This window comes from Aquabacter cavernae (genome assembly GCF_003993795.1).
Classification (GTDB): domain Bacteria; phylum Pseudomonadota; class Alphaproteobacteria; order Rhizobiales; family Xanthobacteraceae; genus Aquabacter; species Aquabacter cavernae.
Window position 1 is genome coordinate 175,499 of record NZ_RWKV01000003.1, and the last position, 25,269, is coordinate 200,767.

Below are 25,269 nucleotides of genomic sequence, written 5' to 3' on the forward strand. Positions count from 1 at the left end.
TTTCAAAAACGTCAGGAATGCGCCGCGCGTTCCATCATGGTTTAAACCCACGTAACTGTGACCGCAACGCAACGGAATGCATGGCCGCTCCGCAGCGGGCGGACGTGCCATGGAAGCCACACCTTCGCCTTGGCTCCCGGCCGTGCGTGGCCCTTGCGCTTCTGAGGGGCGCAATATAAAGATATCTTTATGTCTTTAGATCGTTCGCCTGCGCTTGCCTATGCGACTCTCCTGGACGGCCTGAAGGCCGCCGGGGAGGATACGCGCCTGCGGCTGCTGGCCCTGCTGGACGAGGCGGAGCTGACGGTGAGCGAGCTGACCGACATTCTCGGCCAGTCGCAGCCGCGCATCTCGCGCCATCTCAAGCTGCTGGCCGAGGCCGGGCTTGTGGAGCGCAGGCGCGAGGCGAGCTGGGTCTTCTACCAGCGCGCCGCCGAGGGCGGGCAGGGCCTGCTCGTCACCACCCTGCTTGCCTTGCTGGCAACCGACGATCCCCTGATTCGCCATGACCGGGAGCGCCTCGGCGAGGTGCGGGCGGCGCGGGCCGCCCAGGCCCAGGCCTATTTCGCGAGCCACGCTGCCCGGTGGGATGCCATCCGCTCCCTCCATGTCCCCGATGCGCTGGTGGAGCAGCAGGTGCGGGATGCCTTGGGGGCAGGGCCCATCGATACCCTGCTGGATCTCGGCACGGGCACGGGGCGCATGCTGGAAATCCTGTCGCCGCGCATCCAGAAGGGGGTCGGCATCGATCTGTCCCCCGACATGCTGGGTGTCGCCCGCGTCAACCTGGAGCGGGCGGGGGTGCGCAATTGTGCCGTGCGCCAGGGTGACATTTTCAATCTGGCCTTGCCGCGCGACAGTTTCGACGCGGTGCTCATCCATCAGGTGCTGCACTTCCTGGACGAGCCGGCGCGGGCGGTGCGGGAGGCGGCGCGGGTGCTGCGCCCGGGCGGTCGCCTGCTGGTGGTGGACTTCGCCCCCCACGATCTCGAATTCCTGCGCGAGGCCCATGCCCATCGTCGCCTCGGCTTCCCGGAGGAGGCGGTGGCCGGCTGGATGACGCAGGCCGGCCTCGTGCCCACGCTCCACCATGTTTTGCCGCCGGGCGCAGACGCCGAAGGCGCGCTCACCGTTTCCTTCTGGCTCGGCCGCGATCCGCGCCCCGTCGCCTCGGCGCCGGGCCAAATCCATAAGACCAGGGAGAGTGCCTGATGACCCCGCCGATCCGGGCCAGCCGGGAGCTGTCGCGCCCGCCGGTGCGCGTCTCTTTCGAGTTCTTCCCGCCCAAGACGGAAGAGATGGAGCGCACGCTATGGGCGTCCATCGAGCGGCTCGCCCCGCTCGGGCCGAGCTTCGTGTCGGTCACCTATGGCGCGGGAGGCTCCACGCGGGAGCGCACCCATGCCACCGTGGAAAAGATCGCGCGCGAGACCGCGCTCGCCCCGGCGGCGCACCTCACCTGCGTCGCCGCCAGCCGGGCCGAGATCGACGAAGTGGTGCGCGACTATGCCGGCGCGGGCATCCGCCACATCGTGGCGCTCCGGGGTGATCCGGTGACCGGGGTGGGCACGGCCTATGTCCCCCATCCGGACGGCTATGCCCATGCCTGTGACCTCGTGGCGGGCATCCGCGCCATCGGCGATTTCGAGGTCTCGGTCTCCGCCTATCCCGAGAAGCACCCGGAAAGCCCGAGCCTGGACGCGGATATCGACTATCTGAAGCGCAAGGTGGATGCGGGCGCGACCCGGGCCATCACCCAGTTCTTCTTCGAGAACGACGTCTATTTCCGCTATCTCGACAAGGTGCGCGCGGCGGGCATCGACATCCCCATCGTGCCGGGCATCCTGCCGGTGACCAATTTCAAGCAGGCGTCCAACTTCGCCGGCCGCACGGGCGCCAGCGTGCCGGGCTGGCTGCTGAAGCGCTTCGAGGGCCTGGATGATGATCCCGAGACCCGCAAGCTCATCGCCGCCGCGGTTGCCGCCGAGCAGGTGACGGACCTCGTTGACCGCGGGGTGGGCGATATCCATTTCTACACCTTGAACCGCGCCGACCTCGTCTATGCCATCTGCCACCTTCTCGGCCTGCGTCCACAAGGGGCTGCCGCCCCCGCGCAGCGCCTTGCGGTGTAGTTCCCGTTTTCCGGCACGTTCGGACCCGAAGAGACAGCCATGACCCGCCACATCGATTCTACCGCCGCCCTCACCGCCGCCGCGCGGGAGCGCATCCTGGTGCTCGACGGCGCCATGGGCACCATGATCCAGGGGCTGAAGCTGGACGAGGCCGGGTATCGCGGCGCGCGCTTCGCCGACTGGCCCCAGGACGTGAAGGGCAATAACGACCTTCTGAACCTGACCCAGGCGGACGCGGTCCGGGACATCCACCTGGAATATTTCCTGTCCGGCGCCGACATCGTCGAGACCAACACCTTCTCCTCCACCACCATCGCCCAGGCCGACTACGCCATGGAGGCGCTGGCCTATGAGCTGAACGTGGAAGGCGCGCGCCTCGCCAAGGCGGCGGCGAAGCTGGCGGAAGAAAAGGACGGACGCCGCCGCTTCGTGGCGGGCGCCATCGGCCCCACCAACCGCACCGCGTCCATCTCGCCGGACGTGAACGACCCGGGCTTCCGGGCCGTGACCTTCGATGAGCTGGCCGTGGCGTATGGCGAGCAGGCGCGCGGCCTTCTGGAGGGCGGCTCCGACCTGCTGCTCATCGAGACCATCTTCGACACGCTGAACGCCAAGGCGGCGGTGTTCGCCATCGAGGGCCTGTTCGACGAGCTGGGATACCGTGTGCCGGTGATGATATCCGGCACCATCACGGACCTGTCCGGCCGCACGTTGTCGGGCCAGACGCCCTCCGCCTTCTGGTATGCGCTGCGCCACGCCGATCCCTTCTCCATCGGCTTCAACTGCGCATTGGGCGCCAAGGAGATGCGCGCCCATATCGCGGAGATCGGCAAGGTCGCGGACACGCTGGTCTGCGCCTATCCCAATGCGGGCCTGCCCAACGAGTTCGGCCTCTATGACGAGAGCCCGGAAGCCATGGCGGCGCTGGTGGGCGAATTCGCGGCCTCCGGCCTCGTGAATGTGGTGGGTGGCTGCTGCGGCACCACGCCCGCCCATATCCGGGCCATCGCCGAAGCCGTGGCGCCCCATGCGCCCCGCGCGATCCCCGAACTGCCGGAACGGCTACGCCTGTCGGGGCTGGAGAGCTTTGAGTTGACGCCGGAAATCCCGTTCGTGAACGTGGGTGAGCGCACCAACGTCACGGGTTCGGCCAAGTTCCGCAAGCTCATCACCAATGGCGACTTCCCCGCCGCCCTCGCGGTCGCGCGCGACCAGGTGGAGAGCGGCGCCCAGGTCATCGACATCAACATGGACGAGGGCCTGCTGGATTCGCAGGCGGCCATGGTCACCTTCCTGAACCTCGTCGCCTCCGAGCCCGACATCGCCCGCGTGCCGGTGATGGTGGACAGCTCCAAGTGGGACATCATCGAGGCCGGCCTGAAGTGCATCCAGGGCAAGGGCATCGTGAACTCCATCTCCATGAAGGAGGGCGAGGAGAATTTCAGAGCCCAGGCCCGCCTCGTGCGGCGCTACGGCGCGGCCGTGGTGGTGATGGCCTTCGACGAGCAGGGCCAGGCCGACACCTTCGCGCGCAAGACCGAGATCTGCGCCCGCGCCTACCGCATCTTGACGCAGGAGGTGGGGTTCCCGGCCGAGGACATCATCTTCGACCCCAACATCTTCGCGGTGGCCACCGGCATCGAGGAGCATTCCGAATACGGCGTGTTCTTCATCGATGCGACGCGCTGGATCCGTGAGAACCTGCCCTATGCCCACATTTCGGGCGGCGTCTCGAACCTCTCCTTCTCGTTCCGCGGCAACGAGCCGGTGCGCGAGGCCATGCACGCCGTGTTCCTCTACCACGCCATCCAGGCGGGCATGGACATGGGCATCGTCAATGCCGGCCAGCTGGCGGTCTATGAGAATATCCCGGCGGACCTGCGCGACGCCTGCGAGGACGTGGTGCTGAACCGCCGCGCCGATTCCACCGAGCGCCTGCTGGCGCTGGCGGAAGGCTTCCGGGGCGCGGGCAAGGAGAAGAAGGAAGCGGACCTCACCTGGCGCACCTGGCCGGTGGAGAAGCGCCTCGCCCATGCCTTGGTCAACGGCATCACCGATTATGTGGAGGCCGATACCGAGGAGGCGCGCCAGGGCGTCGAGCGGCCGCTTCATGTGATCGAGGGTCCGCTCATGGCGGGCATGAACGTGGTGGGCGACCTGTTCGGCGCGGGCAAGATGTTCCTGCCCCAGGTGGTGAAGTCCGCCCGCGTGATGAAGCAGGCGGTGGCCTATCTCATGCCCTTCATGGAGGAGGAGAAGCGGGTGAGCGGCGTCTCGGAGCGTTCCGCCGCCGGCAAGATTCTCATGGCCACGGTGAAGGGCGATGTCCACGACATCGGCAAGAACATCGTGGGCGTGGTTCTCCAGTGCAACAATTACGAGGTGATCGACCTCGGCGTCATGGTGCCCACCCAGAAGATCCTGGACGTGGCGCGCGCCGAGAAGGTGGATGTGATCGGCCTCTCCGGCCTCATCACGCCCTCCCTGGACGAGATGGTCGGGGTTGCCGCCGAGATGGAGCGGGAGGGCTTCGACGTGCCGCTCCTCATCGGCGGGGCCACCACGTCGCGCGTCCACACGGCCGTGAAGATCGCGCCGCGCTATGAGCGCGGGCAGGCGGTGTACGTGACGGACGCCAGCCGCGCGGTGGGCGTGGTGTCGAGCCTGCTGAACCCGAACACGCGGGAGACCTACAAGGCGGACGTGCGCGGCGAATATGCCAAGCTCGCCGAAGCCCATGCCCGCGCCGACGAGGCCAAGCAGCGCGTGCCGCTGGCCAAGGCGCGCGACAATGCCCTCAAGCTGGATTTCGCCCGTACGGCGCCCAAGCCCGCCTTCCTGGGCACGAAGGTGTTCGAGGACTATGACCTCGCCGACCTCGTGCCCTTCATCGACTGGACGCCCTTCTTCCAGTCCTGGGAGCTGACCGGGCGCTATCCCGCCATCCTGGACGACGAGGCGGTAGGCCCGGCCGCGCGTGCCTTGTTCGCGGACGCGCAGGCCATGCTGAAGCGCATCGTGGACGAGAAGTGGCTGACTGCCCGCGCGGTGATCGGCTTCTGGCCCGCCAATGCGGAAGGCGACGACATCATCCTGTTCCGGGACGACAGCCGGAAGACCCCGCTCGCCACCCTCCACACCCTGCGTCAGCAGCTGGCGCGCCGGGAGGGACGGGCCAATATCGCCTTGTCGGACTTCGTCGCGCCGGTCACCTCCGGCGTCTCGGACTATGTGGGCGGCTTCGCGGTCACTGCCGGCATCGGGGAGGAGGCGCGCACCGCCGCCTTCAAGGCGGCCAATGACGACTATTCCGCCATCCTGCTGAAAGCCCTGGCGGATCGCTTCGCGGAGGCGTTCGCGGAGCGCATGCACCAGCGGGTGCGGACCGAATTCTGGGCCTATGATCCGCAGGAAGGGCTCTCCAACGCGGATCTGATCCTGGAGAAGTACCAGGGCATCCGCCCGGCACCCGGCTATCCCGCCCAGCCCGACCATACGGAGAAGGCGACGCTGTTCGCGCTGCTGGATGCCACCAACCGCATCGGCCTTGAGCTCACGGAGAGCTATGCCATGTGGCCGGGAGCGGCGGTGTCGGGGCTCTATTTCTCCCATCCCGAGAGCGCCTATTTCGGCGTCGGGCGCATCGAGCGCGACCAGGTGGCGGACTATGCGGCCCGCAAGGGCTGGAGCGTGGAGGAGGCGGAGCGCTGGCTGGCGCCCACGCTCAATTACGATCCCGCCCGCCGCGCGGCTGCGGAATAAGTAAACCCGGATTGAACGAAAACGGCCGGCGGAGACGATCCGCCGGCCGTTTTCGTTTGAAGGACTGATCCGCGTTCAGGCGCCGGTGGGATAGTTGGGGCTCTCGCGGGTGATGGTCACGTCATGGACGTGGCTTTCGCGCAGGCCCGCGGAGGAGATGCGCACGAAGCGCGCCCGGGCCTGGAACTCCTTGAGGTTCTCGCCGCCCACATAGCCCATGGCGGCGCGCAGGCCGCCGGCGAGCTGGTGCAGCACCGCCCCGACCGGGCCCTTGTACGCCACCTGCCCCTCGACGCCTTCCGGCACCAGCTTCAGCGTGTCGCGCACCTCGGCCTGGAAGTAGCGGTCGGCGGAGCCGCGCGCCATGGCACCCACCGAGCCCATGCCGCGATAGGCCTTGTAGGAGCGGCCCTGATAGAGGAACACCTCGCCGGGGCTCTCGTCCGTGCCCGCGAGAAGTGAACCCACCATGGCGCAGGAGGCGCCCGCCGCCAGCGCCTTGGCGAGGTCGCCGGAGAACTTGATGCCGCCATCGGCGATGATGGGGGTGCCGGTGGCCTGGGCGGCTTCCACCGCGTCCATCACGGCGGTGAGCTGGGGCACGCCCACGCCCGCCACGATGCGGGTGGTGCAAATGGAGCCGGGGCCGATGCCCACCTTGATGGCGTCCGCGCCCGCATCGATCAGCGCCTTGGTGCCGTCCGCCGTCGCGACGTTGCCGGCGAGGATCTGGGTCTTGTTGGACAGGCGCTTGATGCGGTCCACCTGGTCCAGCACCTTGCGGGAATGGCCATGGGCGGTATCCACCACCACGAGGTCCACGCCCGCATCGATGAGGCGCTCCGTGCGCTCGAAACCGTCCTCGCCCACCGTGGTGGCGGCGGCGACGCGCAGGCGCCCCTGCTCGTCCTTGGCGGCCTCGGGATAGGTCACGGCCTTTTCCATGTCCTTCACGGTGATGAGGCCCACGCAGCGATAATCGCCATCCACCACCAGCAGCTTCTCGATGCGGTGCTGGTGCAGCAGGCGCTTGGCCTCTTCCTGCTGGACGCTTTCATTCACGGTGATGAGCCGGTCCTTGGTCATCAGCTCGCGCACGGGCGTGGCGGGATCGGTGGCGAAGCGCACGTCGCGATTGGTGAGAATGCCCACCAGCTTGCCGCCCCGGCCGTTGGAGCCGTGCTCCACCACCGGGATGCCCGAGATGCCGTGCCGCTTCATGAGGGCGAGGGCGTCCGCCAGGGTGTCGTCGGGATAGACGGTGACGGGGTTCACCACCATGCCGGATTCGAACTTCTTCACCTGCCGCACATGCTCCGCCTGCGCCTCGGGCGTGAGGTTGCGGTGGATCACGCCGATGCCGCCTGCCTGGGCCATGGCGATGGCGAGGCGGGATTCCGTCACCGTGTCCATGGCGGCGGAGATAATGGGCAGGTTGAGGGTGATGGTGTTGGTGAGGCGCGTGACGAGATTCACGCCGCCGGGCATGACGTCGGACGGACCGGGGACGAGCAGAACGTCGTCGAAGGTCAGGGCTTCGCGAAACAGGGAGCCGGGGGGGGTAGCGAACGAGGACATGGCCAACTCCTCTGCCGCGCCAGAGTGGCTTGCGGCACGTTGCGAATGGAGCGGCGCCGGTCGCCGCACGCATTTCGAGTTGGCGGTGGCGCATACCATGGGCGCGCGACGATTAGAAGACCTTCCGTCGTCCGCAACGGCGCGGTTCCGCCATGCGTCCAGCGCAGGTGTCAGGGGATTCAGAGCGGCCGCATTCGAGTGACTTATAAAATAATCAATGAAATCAATGAATTGGTTGTCTTGCCTGCGGCGATTGTCGCTTCGACTTTCGCTGGAGATGCTCTAAAGTCCCGCCGGTTTACGTCAGGGAGGGCGCCGGTCGGGCGTTGAGGCCATGGTGATGATGCTGTTCGGCCTCGTGGTCTTCCTCGGGGTGCATGTGGTGTCCAGCCTGCGCGGGTTCAGGGCAAAGCTCATCGGTGCGCTCGGGGAAGGAGGCTATAAGGGCTTCTATTCCCTGCTGGCCGCCAGCGGCCTCCTGCTCACGGCTTATGGCTTTGCCCTGTGGCGGGCGGAAGGGCCGGCCCAGCTCTGGGTGCCGCCCATGGGCCTGCGGCACCTCGCGTTGCTGCTCATGGTGTTCGCCTGCATCTTCTTCGTGGCTGCCTATGTGCCGAGCCACATCCGCACCCGCATGAAGCATCCCTTGCTGGTGGGCCTGAAGACCTGGGCTCTCGCCCATCTTTTGGCCAATGGCGATGCCGCCTCCATGACCCTGTTCCTCGCCGTGCTCGCCTGGGCGGTCTATGACCGCATCTCGCTGAAGCGGCGCGGCGCCGTCGTGCAGCCGGCTCCGAAGGGATTTGGCGGGGACGCGGTGGCCGTTGTGGGCGGACTGGCGCTCTACGGCTTGCTCGCCTTCGTCTTCCATCCCTATGTGATCGGCGTTCCCGTCATGTGAGACGGCGCCCGGACCAAAGCGGCCGACAGAGCCGCCATTAATTCGTTGAGGAAAGCATATGTCCATCCAAGCCGATGCCCGCCGGATCACGGCGCCCGAGATCCGTGCGCGCAAGGGCGGCGATCCCATCGTCAGCCTTACCTCCTACCATGCCCATACCGCCCAGCTGCTGGACCGGCATGTGGACGTCATCCTGGTGGGCGACAGCCTGGGCATGGTGATGCACGGCCTGGAGACCACCGTGCCCGTCACCGTGGAAATGATGATCGTGCACGGTCGCGCCGTGGTGCGCGGCACCAAGCGGGCGCTCATCACCGTGGACCTGCCCTTCGGCAGCTATGAGGCGAGCCCCGTGGAGGCGTTCCACACCGCGGTGCGCGTGCTGAAGGAGACCGGCGCGGGCGCGGTGAAGCTGGAAGGCGGCGTGCGCATGGCGGAAACCGTGCGCTTCCTGGTGGACCGGGGCATTCCCGTCATGGGCCATGTGGGCCTCACCCCTCAGGCCATCAATACGCTCGGCTCCTTCAAGGCGCGCGGCCGCGACGAGGCGGAGGCGCGCATGATCATCGAGGACGGCCGGGCCATCGCGGAGGCGGGGGCCTTCGCCATCGTGGTGGAGGCGGTGGCCGAGCCGGTCGCCCGCCAGATCACCCAGGAGGTGGCGCCGCCCACCATCGGCATCGGCGGAAGCCCGGCCTGCGACGGCCAGATCCTGGTGCTTGAGGACATGCTGGGCCTCGGCGCACGGGTGCCGAAATTCGTGAAGAAGTATGCCGAGCTGGGCCCGGCCATCGAGGAAGCGGTGGGCCGCTATGCCGAGGAAGTGCGCGCCCGCACGTTCCCCGGCCCGGAGCACACCTATGCGCCGAAGGCGCCCAAGGCGCCGTGACCGCGCGCCGGATCCGCGCCGGCCTGCTGGCGGCGGGGCTTCTGACCGCACTCGGCCTTCCGGGCATCGCCCGGGCGGCGGAGGAATGCTTTCTCGTGACCGAGCTGAAGACCGCTCGGGTCGCGGCGAAGCAGGGGCTGTGCGCCGCGCGCCATTCCCCGGTCGAGACCTTCGACATTCCCCTGGCGCTCCTCGGCTATGAGGCGGGCTTCCTGCGCAGCGAGCGCGAGCCAGTGCTGAACCCGCCGGCCCCCATGGCGGGCGTACCTCCGCTGTCCGGCCCGGCTGCGGAACCGCAGACCCCGCAGGGCTGGGTACGCCATCAGGTGGCCTGGTATGGCGGTGCCGTGGCCCGCGCGGTGGGGCGGGAGCGCCTTGCCGCCGGCCTGCATGCCTTTCTCTACGGCAACGAAAATCTCTCCGGTGATCCCGGCGTGCCGGACGGGTTCGCCCAGTCGTGGCTGTCCTCGTCCCTCGCCATCTCACCGCGCGAGCAGGTGGATTTCCTGCGCAAGATGCTGAATGGCGAACTGCCCGTTCCGGCCGAGGCGGTGGGGCGCACGGTCGCGCTCCTGAAGCAGCCCGAGACACCCGCGGGATATGAGCTGTTCGGCGTTTCCGGCACGGGGCATCTGCGGCTGGCCGATGCCGTGCTGGACCGCTCCCGCCCACTCGGCTGGTTCGTGGGCTGGGCCGAGAAGGGCGGACGCACCTTCGTCTTCGTGCGCTTCATGTCCCTGGACATTCCGGCGGACGAGCCGCTGGGTGTCCGCGCCCGGCGCCAGACCCTCAGCGCGCTCGCCGCCGTCCTCGCCGCGCAGGAGCGATAGGGAGCGATTCATTCGCTCTCTATCAATCGTCCGGAGACTGATTTACCGATCGCACCGTTTCAGTCTCATGTGATCGAGCTTTAGCCGGATGCGTCTTTCGGTCCTCGTCTCTTCCCTCGTGGCGTCCCTGGTGGGGTTCGGGGGAACCCTGGCGCTCATCATCGCCGCCACCGTGGCGGTGGGGGCGAGCCCGGCCGAATCCGCCTCGGCCGTGGCGGCCCTGTGCGCGGGCGTTGCCGCCACCAGCCTGTTCCTGTCGCTGCGCTACCGCATGCCCATCGTCACGGCCTGGTCCACGCCGGGTGCGGCGGTCATTGCCACGTTCGGTGGGGGCATCGGCATGCCCAAGGCGGCGGGAGCCTTCATGCTGGCGGGCGCGCTGGTGCTGGCCTGCGCCGCCATCGGCCCCCTGTCGCGACTGGTGTCGCGCATTCCCATGAGCGTCGCGTCGGCCATGCTGGCCGGCGTTCTGGTGCGTTTCGTCATGGCACTGGCGGACAATGCGGTGGCCGTGCCTGCCATGGTCCTTCCCATGTTGGTCCTGTTCTTCGTGCTGCGCCTGTGGTCGCCGACGCTGGCGGTGTTCGGCGTTCTTGTGGCGGGGGGCGCTGCGGTCCTCGCATCGGGTGCGGTGGCGCTGGGCGACATCCGCCTCGCCGCACCGCATCTCGTGCCGGTGGTGCCGCAATTCGAGGTGCCGGTTCTGCTCGGCCTCGGCATTCCCCTGTTCCTTGTCACCATGGCGGCGCAGAACCTGCCCGGCCTCGCCGTGCTGCGCACCTTCGGCTACAACCCCTCGGCCACGCCGTCGCTGGCGGCCACGGGCGCGGCCAGCGTGCTGCTGGCCCCCTTCGGCGCCACGGGCATCAATCTCGCGGCCATCACCGCCGCCATCACCGCCAATCCCGATGCCCATCCCGATCCCGCCCGGCGCTATCTGGCGGGCGTTGCCTATGGCGGGTGGTATATCCTTCTCGCTATTTCGGGCGCCTCGCTGGTGGCGATCTTCGCGGCGCTGCCCCCGGCCTTCATCGCTACCGTGGCGGGCCTTGCCCTGCTGTCCCCGCTCACGGGGGCCTTGGCCGGGGCGCTTCAGGACGAGCGCGACCGGCTCGCGGCGGTGGCCACCTTCGCCACCACCGCCTCGGGCGTCGCGGTGGCGGGCATGGGCGCACCCTTCTGGGGCCTTATGGCCGGTCTCGCGGTGCTGGGATTCGATCGCCTTCGCGAGCGATTTGCCACGATGAAGCCGCATGGCTAGTTTAGCCGCCCTCACGGGGAGGTGCTCAAGCGCCTCCCGGCGGCCCGTTTCACCGGACCCTATATCAGGCCAGGCATGACCGACATTTTCCACGAGATCGAAGAGGACCTGCGGCGCGAACGATTCCGGCGCCTGTGGGACCGCTACGGCCTGTATCTGATCCTCCTGTGCGTGGCGATCGTCGGCGCGGCCGGGGCCTGGAGCGGCTATCGCTATTGGACGCAGACCCAGTCCGAGGCATCCGGCGCGCGCTTCGAGGCGGCGAACCGCTTGATCGCGGACGGCAATGTGAAGGACGCCGAGACCGCCCTCGACGCCTTGTCGAAGGACGGCACCACCGGCTACCGGGTTCTGGCGCGCTTCCGCGACGCCGGGCTCCTCGGCCGCACCGATCGCGCCGCCGCCGTCGCTGCCTATGACGCGCTCGCCACCGATGCGTCGGTCGGGGCCACCGGCCAGGACGTGGCGCGCATTCGCGCCAGCCTGCTGCTGGTGGATACCGCGCCGCTGGCCGAGATGGTCCAGCGCATGCAGCCGCTGGCGGATGGCACCGGGCCCATGCGCCACTCCGCGCGCCAGATCCTGGCGCTCGCCCATTTCAAGGCGGGCGACCTGAAGGCGGCCGGAGCCGTGGCCCAGTCCATTCTCGATGATCCCGAGACGCCGCCGGCCATCCGCAGCCAAGGCCAGTTGATCCGTACCCTGACCGCCGCCGCCGAGGCGGCATCCGCGCCCTAGCCCGTGAGGTCCGCCATGCCCCGATCCCTCACCCGGTCCCTGCGTCTCGTGCTCGCCCTCGGCTGCGGCCTCGCGCTCACGGGCTGCGAGACCTTCGACAAGATCAACCCCTTCGGTGAGAAGGAAACCCCGCTGTCGGGCGACCGGCGGCAGGTCTTCCCCGAGGGCGTGCCCGGCGTGACCTATTCCGGCCCCGTGGCGCAGCCGAGCAATGCCAATATCGCCCTTCCCGCCGCCGGCGCGCCTGCGCAGCCGGGCGCCGCGGGCGCGCCGAACAACTGATCCCTTGCCCCGGGCGGAAGTCTCATGTCCTTCACTTTGGCCATTGTCGGCCGCCCGAACGTGGGCAAGTCCACGCTCTTCAACCGCCTGGTGGGCAAGAAGCTCGCTCTGGTCGATGACCGGCCGGGCGTGACCCGCGACCGCCGGGAGGGAGATGGCCGCCTCGGCGACCTGTCCTTCCGCGTGGTGGACACGGCGGGCCTGGAGGAGGCGGACGCCGCCTCCCTGGAAGGGCGCATGCGCCACCAGACCGAGGCCGCCATCGCCGACGCGGACGCCATCCTCTTCATCGTGGATGCGCGTGTGGGCCTCACCCCCACGGACCGGGCCTTTGCCGGGCTGGTGCGCCGTTCCGGCAAGCCGGTGATTCTCGCTGCCAACAAGAGCGAGGGCCGGGCCGGAGAGGCGGGCACCATGGAGGCCTATGCACTGGGCCTCGGCACGCCCCTGCCCATTTCCGCCGAGCACGGCGAGGGCCTGGGCGAGCTTTATGATGCGCTGCGCGAGGCGTTGCCCGAGCAGACCAAGCGTCGTCCGCGCGATGAGGACGAAGATGAGGACGACGACGCGGAAGCGCCGACCGGCCGACCCATCAAGGTGGCGGTGCTGGGGCGGCCAAATGCGGGCAAGTCCACCCTCATCAACCGCCTGCTGGGCGAGGAGCGCCTGCTGACCGGGCCGGAGGCGGGCATCACCCGCGATTCCATCTCGGTGGAGCTGGAGTGGCGCGACCGCAAGTTCGAGTTCTACGACACGGCGGGCCTGCGCAAGCGCGCCCGCATCGACGACAAGCTGGAGAAGCTTTCCGCCGCCGACGGCCTGCGGGCCATGAAGTTCGCGGAAGTGGTGATCGTCCTTCTGGACGCGGAGCGCCCCTTCGAGGAACAGGACCTGCGCATCGCCGATCTGGTGGTGCGGGAAGGCCGCGCGCTGGTGCTGGGCTACAACAAGTCCGACCTCGTCACCGATCCTCATGTGCTGGGCAAGCTGCGGGAAGAGGCGGACCACTGGCTGCCCCAGGTGAAGGGCATGCCCATCGTCCACCTGTCCGGCCTCACGGGGCGCGGTCTCAACAAGCTGCTGGAAGCGGTGGTCGAGGCGCACCGGGTGTGGAACATCCGCATCTCCACCAATCCACTGAACCGCTTCCTCGAGGAAGCGACCGACAGCCATCCCCCGCCAGCGGTTTCCGGCCGCCGGGTGAAGATCCGCTACATGACGCAGCCCAAGGCCCGCCCGCCGAGCTTCGTCATCTTCTGCTCGCGCGCGGACGCCATCCCCGAGAGCTATCTGCGCTATCTGGCCAATGGCCTCCGGGAGCGCTTCAACCTGTGGGGCACGCCGATCCGCTTCGCGCTGCGCGAGAAGGACAATCCGTACGACAAGAAGGGCGAGTAAGCATGCGCGCCGCTTCCGCCGCGCTGCGTCTCCTGTGCCTTGCGGCCGGGCTCGCCGCCCTGCCGGGGAGTGTTTTCGCCCAGACCGCACCCGCCCCGGCGGCGGGCACCCCCGCGAAGGAATTGTTCGGCGCGGCCACCGGCCCGGCGCCCATGGCGGCGCGCTCCATCGGTTTCTATTCCAAGGGCTGCCTCGCGGGCGCCGAGGCGCTGCCGGTGAACGGCCCCGGCGCGTCGGGGGCTGGCCCCCTCTGGCAGGCCATGCGCCTGTCGCGCAACCGCAATTGGGGTCATCCGGCGCTGGTGGACTTCATCGAGCGCTTCGCCGTGCGGGTTCCCAAGGTGTCCGGCTGGCCGGGCATCCTGGTGGGCGACATGTCCCAGCCGCGCGGCGGGCCCATGCGCACCGGCCACGCCTCCCATCAGGTGGGCCTGGATGCGGACATCTGGTTGACGCCGAGTCCCGGGCGGGATCTCACGCGGGCGGACCGGGAAAGCCTGTCCGCCGTGATGATGGTGCGCCCCGACCGGCTGGACGTGGACCCCAAGTCCTTCACGCCGGACCATGTGGCGGTGATCCGCGCTGCGGCCATGGACAAGGACGTGGAGCGGGTGTTCGTGAACGCCGCCATCAAGAAGGCGCTGTGCCGGGCGCCGGGGCCGGATCGCGACTGGCTCGCCAAGGTCCGTCCCTATTGGGGGCATGACGCGCACATGCATGTGCGCCTGTTCTGCCGGCCCGACAGCCCGGACTGCCGCCCCCAGGAGCCTCCGCCCCAGGGCGACGGCTGCGGGGCGGATCTCGCCTGGTGGTTCACCGACGAGGTGCTGCATCCCAAGCCCTCGCCGACGCCATCGAAACCCAAGCCGCCTTTGACGCTGGCCGATCTTCCCACGGCCTGCGCGGTGGTCCTGGAGGCCCGCTGACCGGGTAAGCTTCATATAATACCGTCGCTATTTGCGCTTTGCAGCGTGAGCGGCTATCCAAGAGTCGTTCCAGATAGAAGCAGCTCGGGGCGGCGAGCGCGTTGGAAAGTGGTGCATGGGCCGTCTCGACCGGTACATCTTCGTGACGGCCGCCACCGCCTTTTTGGGCGTGACCGCGGTGCTGAGCGCCATGATCTGGTCCACCCAGGCGCTGCGTCAGCTGGATCTGGTGACCAGCCAGGGCCAGACCATCCTCGCCTTCATTTCCATCACCAGCCTGACCATGCCCACCCTGGTGCTGGTGATCGCGCCGGCGGCACTGTTCATCGCCACCGCCTACACCCTGCTGAAGCTGAACGGCGATTCGGAGATCGTGGTGATGGCGGCGGCGGGCATGAGCCATTGGCGCGTGCTGCGGCCGCTCATCATCCTGGCTGTGCTCGCCTCCTTGTTCGTGGAGGTGCTGGCCATCGACCTGGTGCCGGCGAGCCTGCGCTCCTTTCGCGATCAGGTATCGCGCGTGCGGGCCGACGTGGTGTCCTTCGTGGCCCAGCCCGGCCGTTTCGTGACCCTTTCGCCCGGCCTCGTCTTTCATATCCGCGAACGCGCCAGCAACGGCGTGATGCGCGGCATCCTGATCGACGACGCCCGCGAAAAGGAAATATCCACCTATGTCGCCGACCGTGGGCAGATCGTGGAAACCCCCAAGGGGATCTTTCTGGTGCTGGAGGACGGGTCGATTCACAGGCGCACGGCGGGCTCCGCCTCCAACGGCTCCGTGGTCGCCTTCCAGCGCTATGCGTTCGGCCTCGACGGGCTGGCTCCCGGCGGCCAGGGCGGCTCCGAGCTGCGCCCCAGCGAGCGCTCGTTCGACTATGTGCAAAGCCCGCCCGCCAACGATGTCTATGTGCTGATCGGCCAAGCCGGGCGCTTCCGCGAGGAGGTGCACAAGCGCCTGTCCGCCGGTCTCTACCCCTTCGCCTTCTTCGCCGTCGCGGCCGCCGCTCTGGCGCGGCCCCGTACCACCCGGCAGAGCCGCGGCCTCGCGCTCGCCGCCATCATCCCGGTGATGGTGGGGCTTCAGATCTCCTCCTTCGTGGTGGGCGGGCAGTTGCGCACGTCCGAGGCGGCGGTGCCGGTGGCCTATCTGTTGCCGCTGGCCTGCATCGTCATTTGCGCGTTCGCCCTGCAGGGATGGATCAAGTTCGCCCCGCCCCAGGCGCTGGTGCGGATGGTGGATGCCGTCTCCGCCCGCGTGAACCGGCTTACGGCCAACTGACGCCATGATCGGGCGCATCCTCGGCACCTATTTCGCAGGCCGCTTCTTCTCGGCGGTGGCGATGATCTTTTTCTCGTGCGTCTCGCTCATCATGCTCGTGGACTTCCTCGAGATGAGCCGGCGCACCGCCGACCGCGACGCCGTGACCACAGGCGTGGTGGCCCTTCTGACGCTCTACCGCGCCCCGGCCTTCACCGAGCAGCTCCTGCCCTTCGCGGTCCTGTTCGGCGGCATCTTCTCCTTCGTCATGCTCTCCAAGCGCCTGGAGCTGGTGGTGGCGCGGGCGGTGGGCCTGTCCGCATGGCAATTCACCTCGCCTGCGGTGATCGTGGCCTTCCTCATCGGCGTGTTCGCCACCTGCGTCTTCAATCCGGTCTCCGCCGACTTCAAGGAGCGGGCGAACCGGATGGAGAGCGAGATCTTCAATTCCGCGCCGTCCGGCAGCCTCCTGGGCCCGGCCAAGGGCGCGTTCTGGATCCGCCAGCAGAGCGTGGACGGGCAGGCAATCATCAAGGCGCAGGCCACCCAGCAGAGCGGGCGCGAGCTTCTGAACGTGACCGTCTTCGAGTTCGACAAGGCCGATCGGCTTGTGGAGCGCGTGGAGGCGAAGTCCGCGATCCTCGAACATGGTTACTGGGTTCTGAGCGAGGTTCGGGTGCTCATTCCGGGCTTCGAGCAGGAGCAATTCGCCTCCTTTCTGATCGCCACGAATCTCGATCCGGCGCAGATCCAGGAGAGCCTCCTGTCCGCGGAAACCGTGTCTTTTTGGCAACTTCCGGAGGCCATCAAGAATGCGGAGCAGGCCGGATTTGGTGCGGCGCGATACCGGCTGCAGCTCCAGAGTCTGTTGGCCCGCCCGTTCTTGCTCGTGGCCATGGTGCTGATCGCCGCCGCCGTGGGGCTGCGCATCTTCCGTTTCGGCGGCGTGGGTCAGACGATTCTCGGTGGCGTGCTCGCCGGGTTTCTGCTTTATCTGGGAACCAAGCTCGCGGAGGATCTAGGCGAGGCGGGCGTGGTGCATCCCATTGCCGCTGCATGGTTTCCGGCGGTGGCGGGGATTTTCCTGGGGGTTCTTGTTCTGTTGCACCGGGAGGACGGATGACCGTCGGGTTCACTCCCGCGGAAGGGGGGGCAGCTTCGGCCTGGCGGCGTGTAATGCGTCGTGGCGGGAACGGGCTTGCCTATGCGATCGCGCTGGGTCTGGCTGTCTATGCTGGGACCTTGCCCGCGCACGCTCAGTCGCCCGTGGGCGGCATGGCGAACACTTTTTCTGCACCGCAAACGGACGGTAACAAGAAGATGCTCGTCACGGCTGACGAGCTTATCTACGACTATGAGAAGAACACGGTCGGAGCCTCGGGCAACGTCCAGCTGTATTATGACGGCGCGAGCCTGGAAGCTCAGCGCGTCACCTTCGACCGCAATCGCAACGTGGTCATCGCGGAGGGCAATGTTCGCCTGAAGCAGAAGGACGGCAATCTCATCCGCGCCGAAAACCTCGAACTCAGCGAGGATTTCAAGAACGGCTTTATCCAGTCGATGCGGGTGGACACGGTCGATAAGACCCATTTCGCCGCGACCCGGGCCGACCGGACCGAAGGCAATGTCACGGTCTTCCAGAACGGCGTCTATACCGCCTGCGAGCCGTGCAAGAACGCGCCCGAGCGCCCGCCGCTATGGCAGGTGAAGGCCGCGCGCATCATCCACAACCAGAACGAGCAGATGATCTACTACAAGGACGCGACCTTGGAGTTTTTCGGTCTGCCCATGGCCTATTTCCCGTACTTCTCCAGCCCCGATCCGACGGTGAAGCGCAAGACGGGCTTCCTGAGCCCGGTCTTCGCCAATGCCAGCAATCTCGGCTTCGGCGTGGGGATTCCCTTCTTCTGGAACATCGCGCCCGATCGCGACATGACCCTGACCCCGGTCTATTACAGCGAGCAGGGCCTGCTGATGCAGGGCGAGTGGCGCCAGCAGTTGATGAACGGCGCCTATGACATTCGCGCCGCCGGCATCATGCAGCAGGACAAGGACGCCTTCGCGGGCCTTCCCGGCTATCGCGACAATCGCGGCATCATCCAGAGCCGGGGTGAGTTCGCCATTACCGACCAATGGAAGTGGGGCTGGGACGGCACGCTCGCCTCCGACCGCACCTTCCTGAACGACTATCACCTGGGCGGCTATGTCGACGCGCTCGGCCTCGTCAATTCCACGCCCACCGAGATCATTTCCCAGCTCTATGTGACCGGGCAGGGCGATCGCTCCTTCTTCGACGCCCGCGCCCTCTATTTCCTCGGTCTGGCCGTGACGGACAACCAGGACATGATCCCGGTGGTGGGGACGTTCAACTATAATTATGTGTTCGGAAAACCCGTTTTCGGCGGTGAAGCGGGCGTGCGGGTGAACTTCAACGCTGTTTCACGCAACGAGGCCGACTTTGTCGGCATGTCGGCGGCCACGTCCAATGCGGGTGGCGGCACCGGAGTTCCTGCCGGTTCCTGTGCCCTCACCAATCCAAACCCCACCCAGTGCCTGCTGCGCGGCGCGCCGGGCGAATATCAGCGTCTCAGCGCCGAGCTGTACTGGAAGACGTCCGTCACTGACCAGATCGGCCAGATTTGGACCCCCTTCGTCAGCGCGCGGGTGGATGTTGCGCACGCCAATATCAGCGCGCTGCCGTCCAGTTATACGAGCGGTGTCACCCTTCCGGGCCAGAACCCGCTTCAGTCAGGTGATGAAAACCTGATCCGCGCCATGCCTGCGGTTGGTCTCGATTATCGCTATCCCTTCATCTCGGTGCAGAACTGGGGCACGCAGACCATCGAGCCGCGCGCCCAACTGGTCATCCGCCCGAGCGAGACGGGTATCGGCAAGCTGCCGAACGAGGATGCCCAAAGCCTTGTGTTCGACGACAGCAACCTGTTCGAGATCAACAAATATTCCGGCTGGGACCGGGTTGAGGGCGGTGGCCGTCTGAATGTGGGCGTCAGCTATACGGCGGCGCTCAACAATGCGGGCCTGATCACCGCTCTGGTGGGGCAGTCCTATCACCTGTTCGGTATCAATTCCTTCGCTGAAGGCGACATGGCCAATACCGGACTGGAATCGGGCCTCGACACCAATGTGTCTGATTATGTGGCTCGTTTCTCCTATTCGCCGACAAATAATTTGGAATTCATCTCGCGCTTCCGCTTCGATCAGGAGAACTATTCGCTCCAAAGGTTCGAGTTGGAAGGCCGGACCTCGTTTGACAAGATTAGCCTCTCCGCCGTCTATGGCCGGTATGCGCCGCAGCCTCTGTTGGGCTATTATGAGGAGCGCGAGGGCATCTATACTAGCGGATCCTACCGCCTCACCAACGAATGGTCGGTGGCGGGTGGTATTCGTTATAATATCGCTCAGTCTGGAATTGATATGACTTCGGTGGGTGTGACCTATTCGGACGACTGCTTCACTCTGGCGGTGAGCTACATTTCCCAATATTCACTCAGCACCTATGACTCCGATCCGAGCCAGCAGATCATGGTTACGATCGGTCTGCGTACTCTTGGTCAGTCCAGGATCTCCAGCGCCGTAGGGAGCAGCAACAATTGATCCTTGCCGCCCCAGGGGCGGTAAGAATTTCCGCAACGTCATCTTGTGACGGAAGGCGGCGGAAAACGGGCCTGTGGCCGTATTGCCGCCACAGGTGCTGGCAAGATACGGTGCGCCGGCTCCGGGCACCGCGCCCGGTTCCGGCCTTTTCGCCGCGACACGGTTCCTACCCGGATGATGCCATGCTGACGAGTGCCCGCCTCCTGCCGATCCTCGGCCTTGCCCTCGCCCTCCTCGGAGGGGGCGTCGCGCCCGCCGCGGCCCAGCAGCTCCTGGTGCTCGTGAACGGCCAGCCCATCACAAGCTATGACGTGGCCCAGCGCCAGAAGCTCCATCAGGTGATCGGCGAGAAGCCGCCCGGCGCCAAGGAGACGCTCGAAGAGCTGATCGACCAGCACGTCAAGGTGGCCGCCGCCAACCGGATCGGCATCACCCTGGACGATGAGGAGCTGAACAAGCTGTTCGCGGGCGTGGCGGAACGCAGCGGGCGTACCCCGGACCAGCTTGCGGCTCTCCTCGGCCAGCAGGGCGTCAATGCGCAGACCTTCAAGAACAAGCTGCGCGCGGACAATGTCTGGCAGCAATATGTGCGCGCCCGGGCTCCGGCCATCAATGTGCGGGATACGGACGTGCTGGCGGCCCTGAGCGCCAAGGAGTCCGGGGGCCAGATGGTGGCCACCGAATTCAAGCTCTATCCCATCATCTTCGTGGTGCCGCGCGGCTCGAACGCCCATCAGGCGCGGCTGTCGGAGGCCAATGCCCTGCGGTCCCGTTTCACCAATTGCGACAGCGGACTGGAAGCGGCCAAGGGGCTGCGGGAAGTGGTCGTCCGCTCGCCGGTTCACCGCATGTCCTCGGACATGCCCGCCGCACTCCGTCAGATTCTGGACAAGACCGATGTGGGCCGCCTGACGCCGCCGGAGGTGACCCAGTCCGGTGTCGAGATCTTCGCCGTGTGCGACAAGGTGCAGGTGAAGGGCGAAAGCTCGCAGAAACGCGAGATCAAGGACCAGCTTGCGTCCACCCAGTTCCAGGCTGAATCCAAGAAGCTCCTCGCTGATCTGCGAAAATCCGCTTTGATCGTCTACCGCTGATGAGCCCTTTGGCTCTGACGCTCGGCGAGCCGGCGGGGATCGGCCCCGAGATCGTCCTCATGGCCTGGACGCTGCGCAAGGCCGCGCTCCTGCCCGCCTTCTGTGCCGTGGGAGACCCGGACCTGCTGCGAGCCCGTGCCGGGCTGCTTGGCCTCGATGTCCCGGTGGTCGCCTGCAAGCCGGAAGAGGCCGCGCGGCTTTTCGGCGACGCTCTCCCGGTGCATCCCGCCGGGCCCACCGCCACTGCCGCGCCGGGGCGTCCCGATGGGACCAGTGCTCCGGCGGTGCTGGAGAGCCTGGAGCGGGGCGTGGATCTGGTGCTGGAGGGGCGCGCCTGCGGCCTCGTCACGGCGCCGCTGGCGAAATCCGTGGTCTATGGGGCAGGTTTCCCGTTTCCGGGCCATACCGAATATCTTGCCGCCCGCTGCGCGCCGCCCGGTGGGGCTGCCCCTCGGCCGGTGATGATGATCTGGTCGCCGGAACTCGCCGTGGTGCCCGCCACCATCCATGTGCCGCTGCGCGCGGTGCCGGACCTGCTCACCATCGAGCTGTTGGTGGAGACGGGCCACATCGTCCATCGCGACATGCGCCGCCGGTTCGGCCTCGCTGCGCCCCGCCTCGCCTTTGCGGGCCTCAATCCCCATGCCGGGGAGGGGGGCACCATCGGCTCGGAGGATGAGGACGTGGTGCGCCCCGCTGTCGAGCGGCTGATGGCCGAGGGCGTCGAGGCCAGGGGCCCTCTGCCCGCGGACACCCTGTTCCACCCCGCCGCGCGGGCGACCTACGACGCGGTCATCGGCATGTATCATGATCAGGTGCTGGGGCCGGTGAAGACCCTGGCCTTCCATGACGGGGTGAACACCACGCTGGGCCTGCCCTTCGTGCGGACCTCGCCGGACCACGGCACGGCCTTCGACCTTGCTGGAACCGGGCGGGCCGATCCCTCCAGCCTCGTGGCGGCGCTGCGCCTCGCGGCGCGCCTCGCGGAGGGCGAGCGGGCGGCACGGCACGCGGAGCAGGCGGCATGAGCGCGATCGACGATCTTCCCCCGCTGCGCGACGTCATCCGCAAGCACGAACTGTCCGCGCAGAAGTCGCTCGGCCAGAACTTCCTGCTGGACCTCAACCTGACGGCCCGCATCGCGCGCGGCTCCGGCCCCCTGGAGGGTGCGCAGGTGGTGGAGGTGGGCCCAGGCCCCGGCGGCCTCACCCGTGCGCTGCTGGCGCTGGGCGCGGCGCGGGTGGTGGCCGTGGAGCGCGACCGGCGCTGCGTCGCCGCTTTGGCGGAGGTGGCGGACGCCTATCCCGGGCGCCTCCAGGTGATCGAGGGCGATGCCCTGAAGGTGGATGTGCTCCCGCTCCTGGGAGAGGGGCCGGCGCGGGTGGTGGCGAACCTGCCCTATAATGTGGCGACCCTGCTGCTGGTGGGCTGGCTGTCCTCGGACCCCTGGCCGCCCTGGTTCGCCTCCCTCACCCTGATGTTCCAGCGCGAGGTGGCCGAGCGCATCGTGGCTGCCCCAGGGACCAAGGCCTATGGCCGCCTTGCCGTGCTGGCGGGCTGGCGCACCCAGGCGCGTATCCTTTTCGATGTGGCGCCCTCCGCCTTCGTGCCGCCGCCCAAGGTGACCTCGTCGGTCGTCCATCTGGTGCCGCGCACGGACCCCTTGCCTTGTGCATTGTCCAATCTGGAGCGGGTGACGGAGGCAGCCTTCGGCCAGCGCCGCAAGATGCTGCGTCAGAGCCTCAAACAACTGGGCGTGGACACGCCGGCTTTGCTGGAGCGGGCGGGTGTTCCGGAGACGGAGCGTGCCGAAGAAATCGACGTCGCGGGCTTCGTTGGCCTCGCCAATGCCTTCGGGGCGCTCAAGTCCGGGGGATGAAGCGCAAACGGGGCCTTTCCCCTGGCGCGCATTCTTGCCATCGTGCGGCGGGGGCCGGGATCTGAGATCGCGGGAGGCGAGGATGGGTGGTTGGGGGGAAGACACGCTCGGCGTGGTCTGCCGCTTGGCCTGCTGCCTGTTCCAGGTGCCGTTCGCGGCCATCCGCCTGACGCATGCGGGTGCGGAGCACGTCACCTTTCACGGCGCGATCGAGGGACAGGACTGCGCCCATGCCGCTTTCGGTGCGGTGCCCCTCGCAGCCGCCTATGTGATTCCCGACACCGCGTCCGACCCGCACCCTGCTCATCATATGCAGCTGATGGGCGCGCCGGGCATCCGCTTCTGCGCCGCCGCCCCCATCCGCCCCATGGGCAGCGATGTGGAGGGCGTTCTCTATGTGCTGGACCTTGTGCCGCACCCCACGCCTGGGGCCGGGATAAGGGAGCTGGAAGACCTCGCCGCTTTGGTGGTGCGCGAGATCGACCGGGGTGCCGAGTTGCGTGCCCTGGCGCAGCGGGAAGGCCTGTTCCGGCTGCTGGCTGAAAATTCCACGGACACCCTTGTGCGCGGAAACCTGGATGGCATCCGCCTCTATATCTCTCCCGCCGTGCGCGACCTGCTGGGCTACGAGCCTGAGGAATTGGTGGGCAAGCGCGCCATCGAACTGGTGCATCCAGACGATCTTCCCGCCTTCGGCGCGCTGATGCGCAGCATTCGGGAGGGGAGCATCGTCGTCGCGCAGAGCGAGCAGCGCCAGCGCCACAAGGACGGCTCCTGGATCTGGATCGAAGCGTCCATCAAGATGACGCGGGATCCGCAGACCGGCGAGCCGGACGGCTATGTGGTCTCGGTGCGGGATCTTCAGCGCCGCAAGCAGATGGAGCGCCGGCTCCAGCACCGCGCCCTGCATGACCCCCTCACGGGCCTGCCCAACCGCTCCGCCTTCCGCGATCGCCTCGGAGAGGATCTGGCAGGGGAGAATGGCGGGCTGGCGCTGCTGTGCCTGGACCTCGATCGGTTCAAGGCGGTGAATGACGGCTTCGGGCATCGGGCGGGGGACGAGTTGCTCATGGAAATGGCCCGCCGGTTCCGGGCCGCCGCCGGGCCGCAGGATATGGTGGCGCGCTGGGGCGGGGACGAGTTCGTCCTGATCCATCATGCGGCTCGCGGGGACATCATTGCGTCCGCGGAGCGCCTGGCGGAGGCCCTCATCGCCACGGCGGGGCGGCCTGTGGCGCTGGCCGACACGCATGCACAGGTGGGCCTCAGCATCGGCATCGCCGTGGCCGTGCCCGGCGATCCCGACCCCGATCGCCTGCTCCATGATGCGGACCAGGCTCTCTATCGCGCCAAGAAGGCGGGGCGGAGCACCTTCGTGCTGGCGACCGGGGCGGCAGTGCCATGAGGCGCCAATCCTGAAGCCCCTCTTTGCCTCGCGCGCGTCTGCTCTCTCCGGGAGATCGCCCATGCCGCTCATGTCGTCCCGTCCGTCCGTCCCCGCCCGCCTTCGCCGCATGCTGCTGCCGCTCGCCTGCGCGCTGCTGCCGTTCGGGGTGGCCACGGTTCCGGCGGGGGCTGAGACGGTGCTGGAGCGGGTGGTGCTTGTGCAGCGGCATGGTGTGCGCGCGCCGACGCAGTCGCTTGAGACCCTCGATGCCTGGAGCGCGCGGGGCTGGCCCGTCTGGCCCGTGGCGCGCGGGTATCTCACCGACAAGGGCGCGCAGGTGGTGGCGCTCATCGCCGACGGCATCCGCGCGCATTATGCGGCGCGGGGCCTCCTTGCCGGGGGCTGCGCGAACGGGGCCGTGCAGGTCTGGGCTGATGGGCGGGACGAGCGCACGCGGCACAGCGGCGCGCAGATGGCCGCGCATCTGGCGCCCGGCTGTGGGCTCTCCGTCCAGTCCGGTCCTCACGGCGCACGGGACCCGCTGTTCGAGAGCATTGGCGGCGCCTGCTGGCTCCAGCCGGACGAGGGCGCGCAGGCTCTAAGGGCGGCGTTGGGCGCCGGCGGTACGTTGGCCGATGCCGCCTCGGCCAAGGCGATCCCGCAAATCCTCACCATCCTCAAGCCCGGCAGCCCCACGCCGTCTGTGGGCGCGGATGGGTTCGAGGTGAAGCCGGAGGGCATCACCATCACCGGGCCGCTCTCCGAGGCGGCGCAGGCGGGCGAAATCTTCCTGCTGGAATATGCCCAGGGCTTTCCGCCGGGCGAGGTGGCCTGGGGGGAGGCATCCGACGCCGCGCGCCTCGGGCCGTTGCTGGCGCCGCGCAACCGGCTCTCCGATCTTGCCCGCAGCCTGCCCTATCTGGCGGTGCGCCAGGGCGCGGGCATGGCGCGCCTCATGCTGGGGGTGCTGGCGCTGGAGCCCCGCGCAGCCTCACCCGCCATCGGTGCCGGGGCCCGGCTGGTGGCGCTGGCGGGCCATGACGACAACCTCTCCAACATGGCGGGCGTGTTCGGCGTGAACTGGACATTGCCGGGGCAGCCCGACGCCACCGCGCCCGCCACGGCCTTCGCGCTGGAGCGTTGGCGTGACACGGCCACCGGGGCCATCTCCGTGGGCCTCACGCTGTTCTATGCGGAGCTGGACGGCATGCGGAGCCTCGATCCGAAGGCGGTGCATGCCCTCGCTGTGCCCCTGCCGGGGTGCGGGACGGGCCGCTGCCCCCTGGAACCCATGCGTGCCCGCATTCTCCCGGAGCTTCCGGCCGCCTGCGGGCAATGA

General features: G+C 67.9%; 20 protein-coding genes. 19 read left to right on the forward strand and 1 reads right to left on the reverse strand.

Annotation, left to right across the window (positions count from 1 at the left end; all coding sequences use genetic code 11):
- Positions 1 to 189 precede the first annotated feature (189 nt).
- Genes EJJ38_RS02615 through metH form a run of 3 tightly spaced genes read left to right on the forward strand, consistent with a single transcriptional unit; the run spans position 190 to position 5,894 of the window.
- Positions 190 to 1,212 carry an ArsR/SmtB family transcription factor gene (locus EJJ38_RS02615; protein ID WP_127088558.1) on the forward strand — a complete coding sequence of 341 codons (1,023 nt, stop codon included), beginning with the start codon at positions 190 to 192 and terminating at the stop codon, positions 1,210 to 1,212.
- Complete coding sequence (gene metF / locus EJJ38_RS02620) at positions 1,212 to 2,132, forward strand: methylenetetrahydrofolate reductase [NAD(P)H] (RefSeq protein ID WP_127088559.1); 921 nt, start codon at positions 1,212 to 1,214, stop codon at positions 2,130 to 2,132. The genes EJJ38_RS02615 and metF overlap by 1 nt, the downstream gene beginning before the upstream one ends.
- Positions 2,133 to 2,171: 39 nt before the next feature.
- Complete coding sequence (gene metH / locus EJJ38_RS02625) at positions 2,172 to 5,894, forward strand: methionine synthase (protein WP_127088560.1); 3,723 nt, start codon at positions 2,172 to 2,174, stop codon at positions 5,892 to 5,894.
- A 75-nt stretch (positions 5,895 to 5,969) separates the two neighbouring features.
- Here the strand turns inward: metH and guaB are convergent, their stop codons facing one another.
- Positions 5,970 to 7,472, reverse strand: coding sequence for an IMP dehydrogenase (gene guaB / locus EJJ38_RS02630; protein WP_127088561.1), 1,503 nt, complete (start codon positions 7,470 to 7,472; stop codon positions 5,970 to 5,972).
- Positions 7,473 to 7,806: 334 nt separating this feature from the next.
- On the opposite strand from guaB, the gene EJJ38_RS02635 reads away from it, so the two are divergent.
- The 16 genes from EJJ38_RS02635 (at position 7,807) to EJJ38_RS02705 (ending at position 25,269) form a co-directional block, all read left to right on the forward strand.
- Positions 7,807 to 8,373 carry an NnrU family protein gene (locus EJJ38_RS02635; RefSeq protein ID WP_127088562.1) on the forward strand — a complete coding sequence of 189 codons (567 nt, stop codon included), beginning with the start codon at positions 7,807 to 7,809 and terminating at the stop codon, positions 8,371 to 8,373.
- A gap of 58 nt (positions 8,374 to 8,431) precedes the next feature.
- The gene (panB, locus tag EJJ38_RS02640; protein ID WP_127088563.1) at positions 8,432 to 9,262 is read left to right on the forward strand and encodes a 3-methyl-2-oxobutanoate hydroxymethyltransferase; all 831 of its coding nucleotides are present in this window, start codon (positions 8,432 to 8,434) and stop codon (positions 9,260 to 9,262) included.
- Entirely contained in the window at positions 9,259 to 10,092 is an 834-nt protein-coding gene (locus tag EJJ38_RS02645; protein WP_127088564.1) for a class D beta-lactamase, read from the forward strand. Before panB ends, EJJ38_RS02645 begins: the two co-directional genes overlap by 4 nt.
- Before the next feature lie 88 nt (positions 10,093 to 10,180).
- Complete coding sequence (locus tag EJJ38_RS02650) at positions 10,181 to 11,353, forward strand: benzoate/H(+) symporter BenE family transporter (RefSeq protein WP_127088565.1); 1,173 nt, start codon at positions 10,181 to 10,183, stop codon at positions 11,351 to 11,353.
- A 75-nt stretch (positions 11,354 to 11,428) separates the two neighbouring features.
- Positions 11,429 to 12,091, forward strand: a complete 663-nt coding sequence (locus EJJ38_RS02655) for a tetratricopeptide repeat protein (protein WP_245454080.1) — start codon at positions 11,429 to 11,431, stop codon at positions 12,089 to 12,091.
- A 15-nt stretch (positions 12,092 to 12,106) separates the two neighbouring features.
- Positions 12,107 to 12,373 carry a hypothetical protein gene (locus EJJ38_RS20565; RefSeq protein WP_245454081.1) on the forward strand — a complete coding sequence of 89 codons (267 nt, stop codon included), beginning with the start codon at positions 12,107 to 12,109 and terminating at the stop codon, positions 12,371 to 12,373.
- A 24-nt stretch (positions 12,374 to 12,397) separates the two neighbouring features.
- Positions 12,398 to 13,771: a ribosome biogenesis GTPase Der gene (der, locus tag EJJ38_RS02660; RefSeq protein ID WP_127088566.1), complete on the forward strand. Its 1,374-nt coding sequence runs from the start codon at positions 12,398 to 12,400 to the stop codon at positions 13,769 to 13,771.
- A 2-nt stretch (positions 13,772 to 13,773) separates the two neighbouring features.
- Entirely contained in the window at positions 13,774 to 14,697 is a 924-nt protein-coding gene (mepA, locus tag EJJ38_RS02665) for a penicillin-insensitive murein endopeptidase (RefSeq protein WP_127088567.1), read from the forward strand.
- A gap of 115 nt (positions 14,698 to 14,812) precedes the next feature.
- The gene (locus EJJ38_RS02670) at positions 14,813 to 15,976 is read left to right on the forward strand and encodes an LptF/LptG family permease (protein WP_127088568.1); all 1,164 of its coding nucleotides are present in this window, start codon (positions 14,813 to 14,815) and stop codon (positions 15,974 to 15,976) included.
- A gap of 4 nt (positions 15,977 to 15,980) precedes the next feature.
- Complete coding sequence (gene lptG, locus EJJ38_RS02675) at positions 15,981 to 17,078, forward strand: LPS export ABC transporter permease LptG (RefSeq protein ID WP_127088569.1); 1,098 nt, start codon at positions 15,981 to 15,983, stop codon at positions 17,076 to 17,078.
- The gene (locus tag EJJ38_RS02680; protein ID WP_127088570.1) at positions 17,075 to 19,570 is read left to right on the forward strand and encodes an LPS-assembly protein LptD; all 2,496 of its coding nucleotides are present in this window, start codon (positions 17,075 to 17,077) and stop codon (positions 19,568 to 19,570) included. Before lptG ends, EJJ38_RS02680 begins: the two co-directional genes overlap by 4 nt.
- Before the next feature lie 182 nt (positions 19,571 to 19,752).
- Positions 19,753 to 20,664, forward strand: a complete 912-nt coding sequence (locus EJJ38_RS02685) for a peptidylprolyl isomerase (RefSeq protein WP_127088571.1) — start codon at positions 19,753 to 19,755, stop codon at positions 20,662 to 20,664.
- Positions 20,664 to 21,692 carry a 4-hydroxythreonine-4-phosphate dehydrogenase PdxA gene (pdxA, locus tag EJJ38_RS02690; protein WP_127088572.1) on the forward strand — a complete coding sequence of 343 codons (1,029 nt, stop codon included), beginning with the start codon at positions 20,664 to 20,666 and terminating at the stop codon, positions 21,690 to 21,692. Before EJJ38_RS02685 ends, pdxA begins: the two co-directional genes overlap by 1 nt.
- The gene (gene rsmA / locus EJJ38_RS02695; protein ID WP_127088573.1) at positions 21,689 to 22,543 is read left to right on the forward strand and encodes a 16S rRNA (adenine(1518)-N(6)/adenine(1519)-N(6))-dimethyltransferase RsmA; all 855 of its coding nucleotides are present in this window, start codon (positions 21,689 to 21,691) and stop codon (positions 22,541 to 22,543) included. Before pdxA ends, rsmA begins: the two co-directional genes overlap by 4 nt.
- Positions 22,544 to 22,625: 82 nt before the next feature.
- A complete protein-coding gene (locus EJJ38_RS02700; RefSeq protein WP_164738384.1) occupies positions 22,626 to 23,948 on the forward strand; it encodes a diguanylate cyclase domain-containing protein in 1,323 nt (440 codons plus the stop codon).
- A 61-nt stretch (positions 23,949 to 24,009) separates the two neighbouring features.
- Positions 24,010 to 25,269, forward strand: a complete 1,260-nt coding sequence (locus EJJ38_RS02705; protein WP_127088575.1) for a histidine-type phosphatase — start codon at positions 24,010 to 24,012, stop codon at positions 25,267 to 25,269.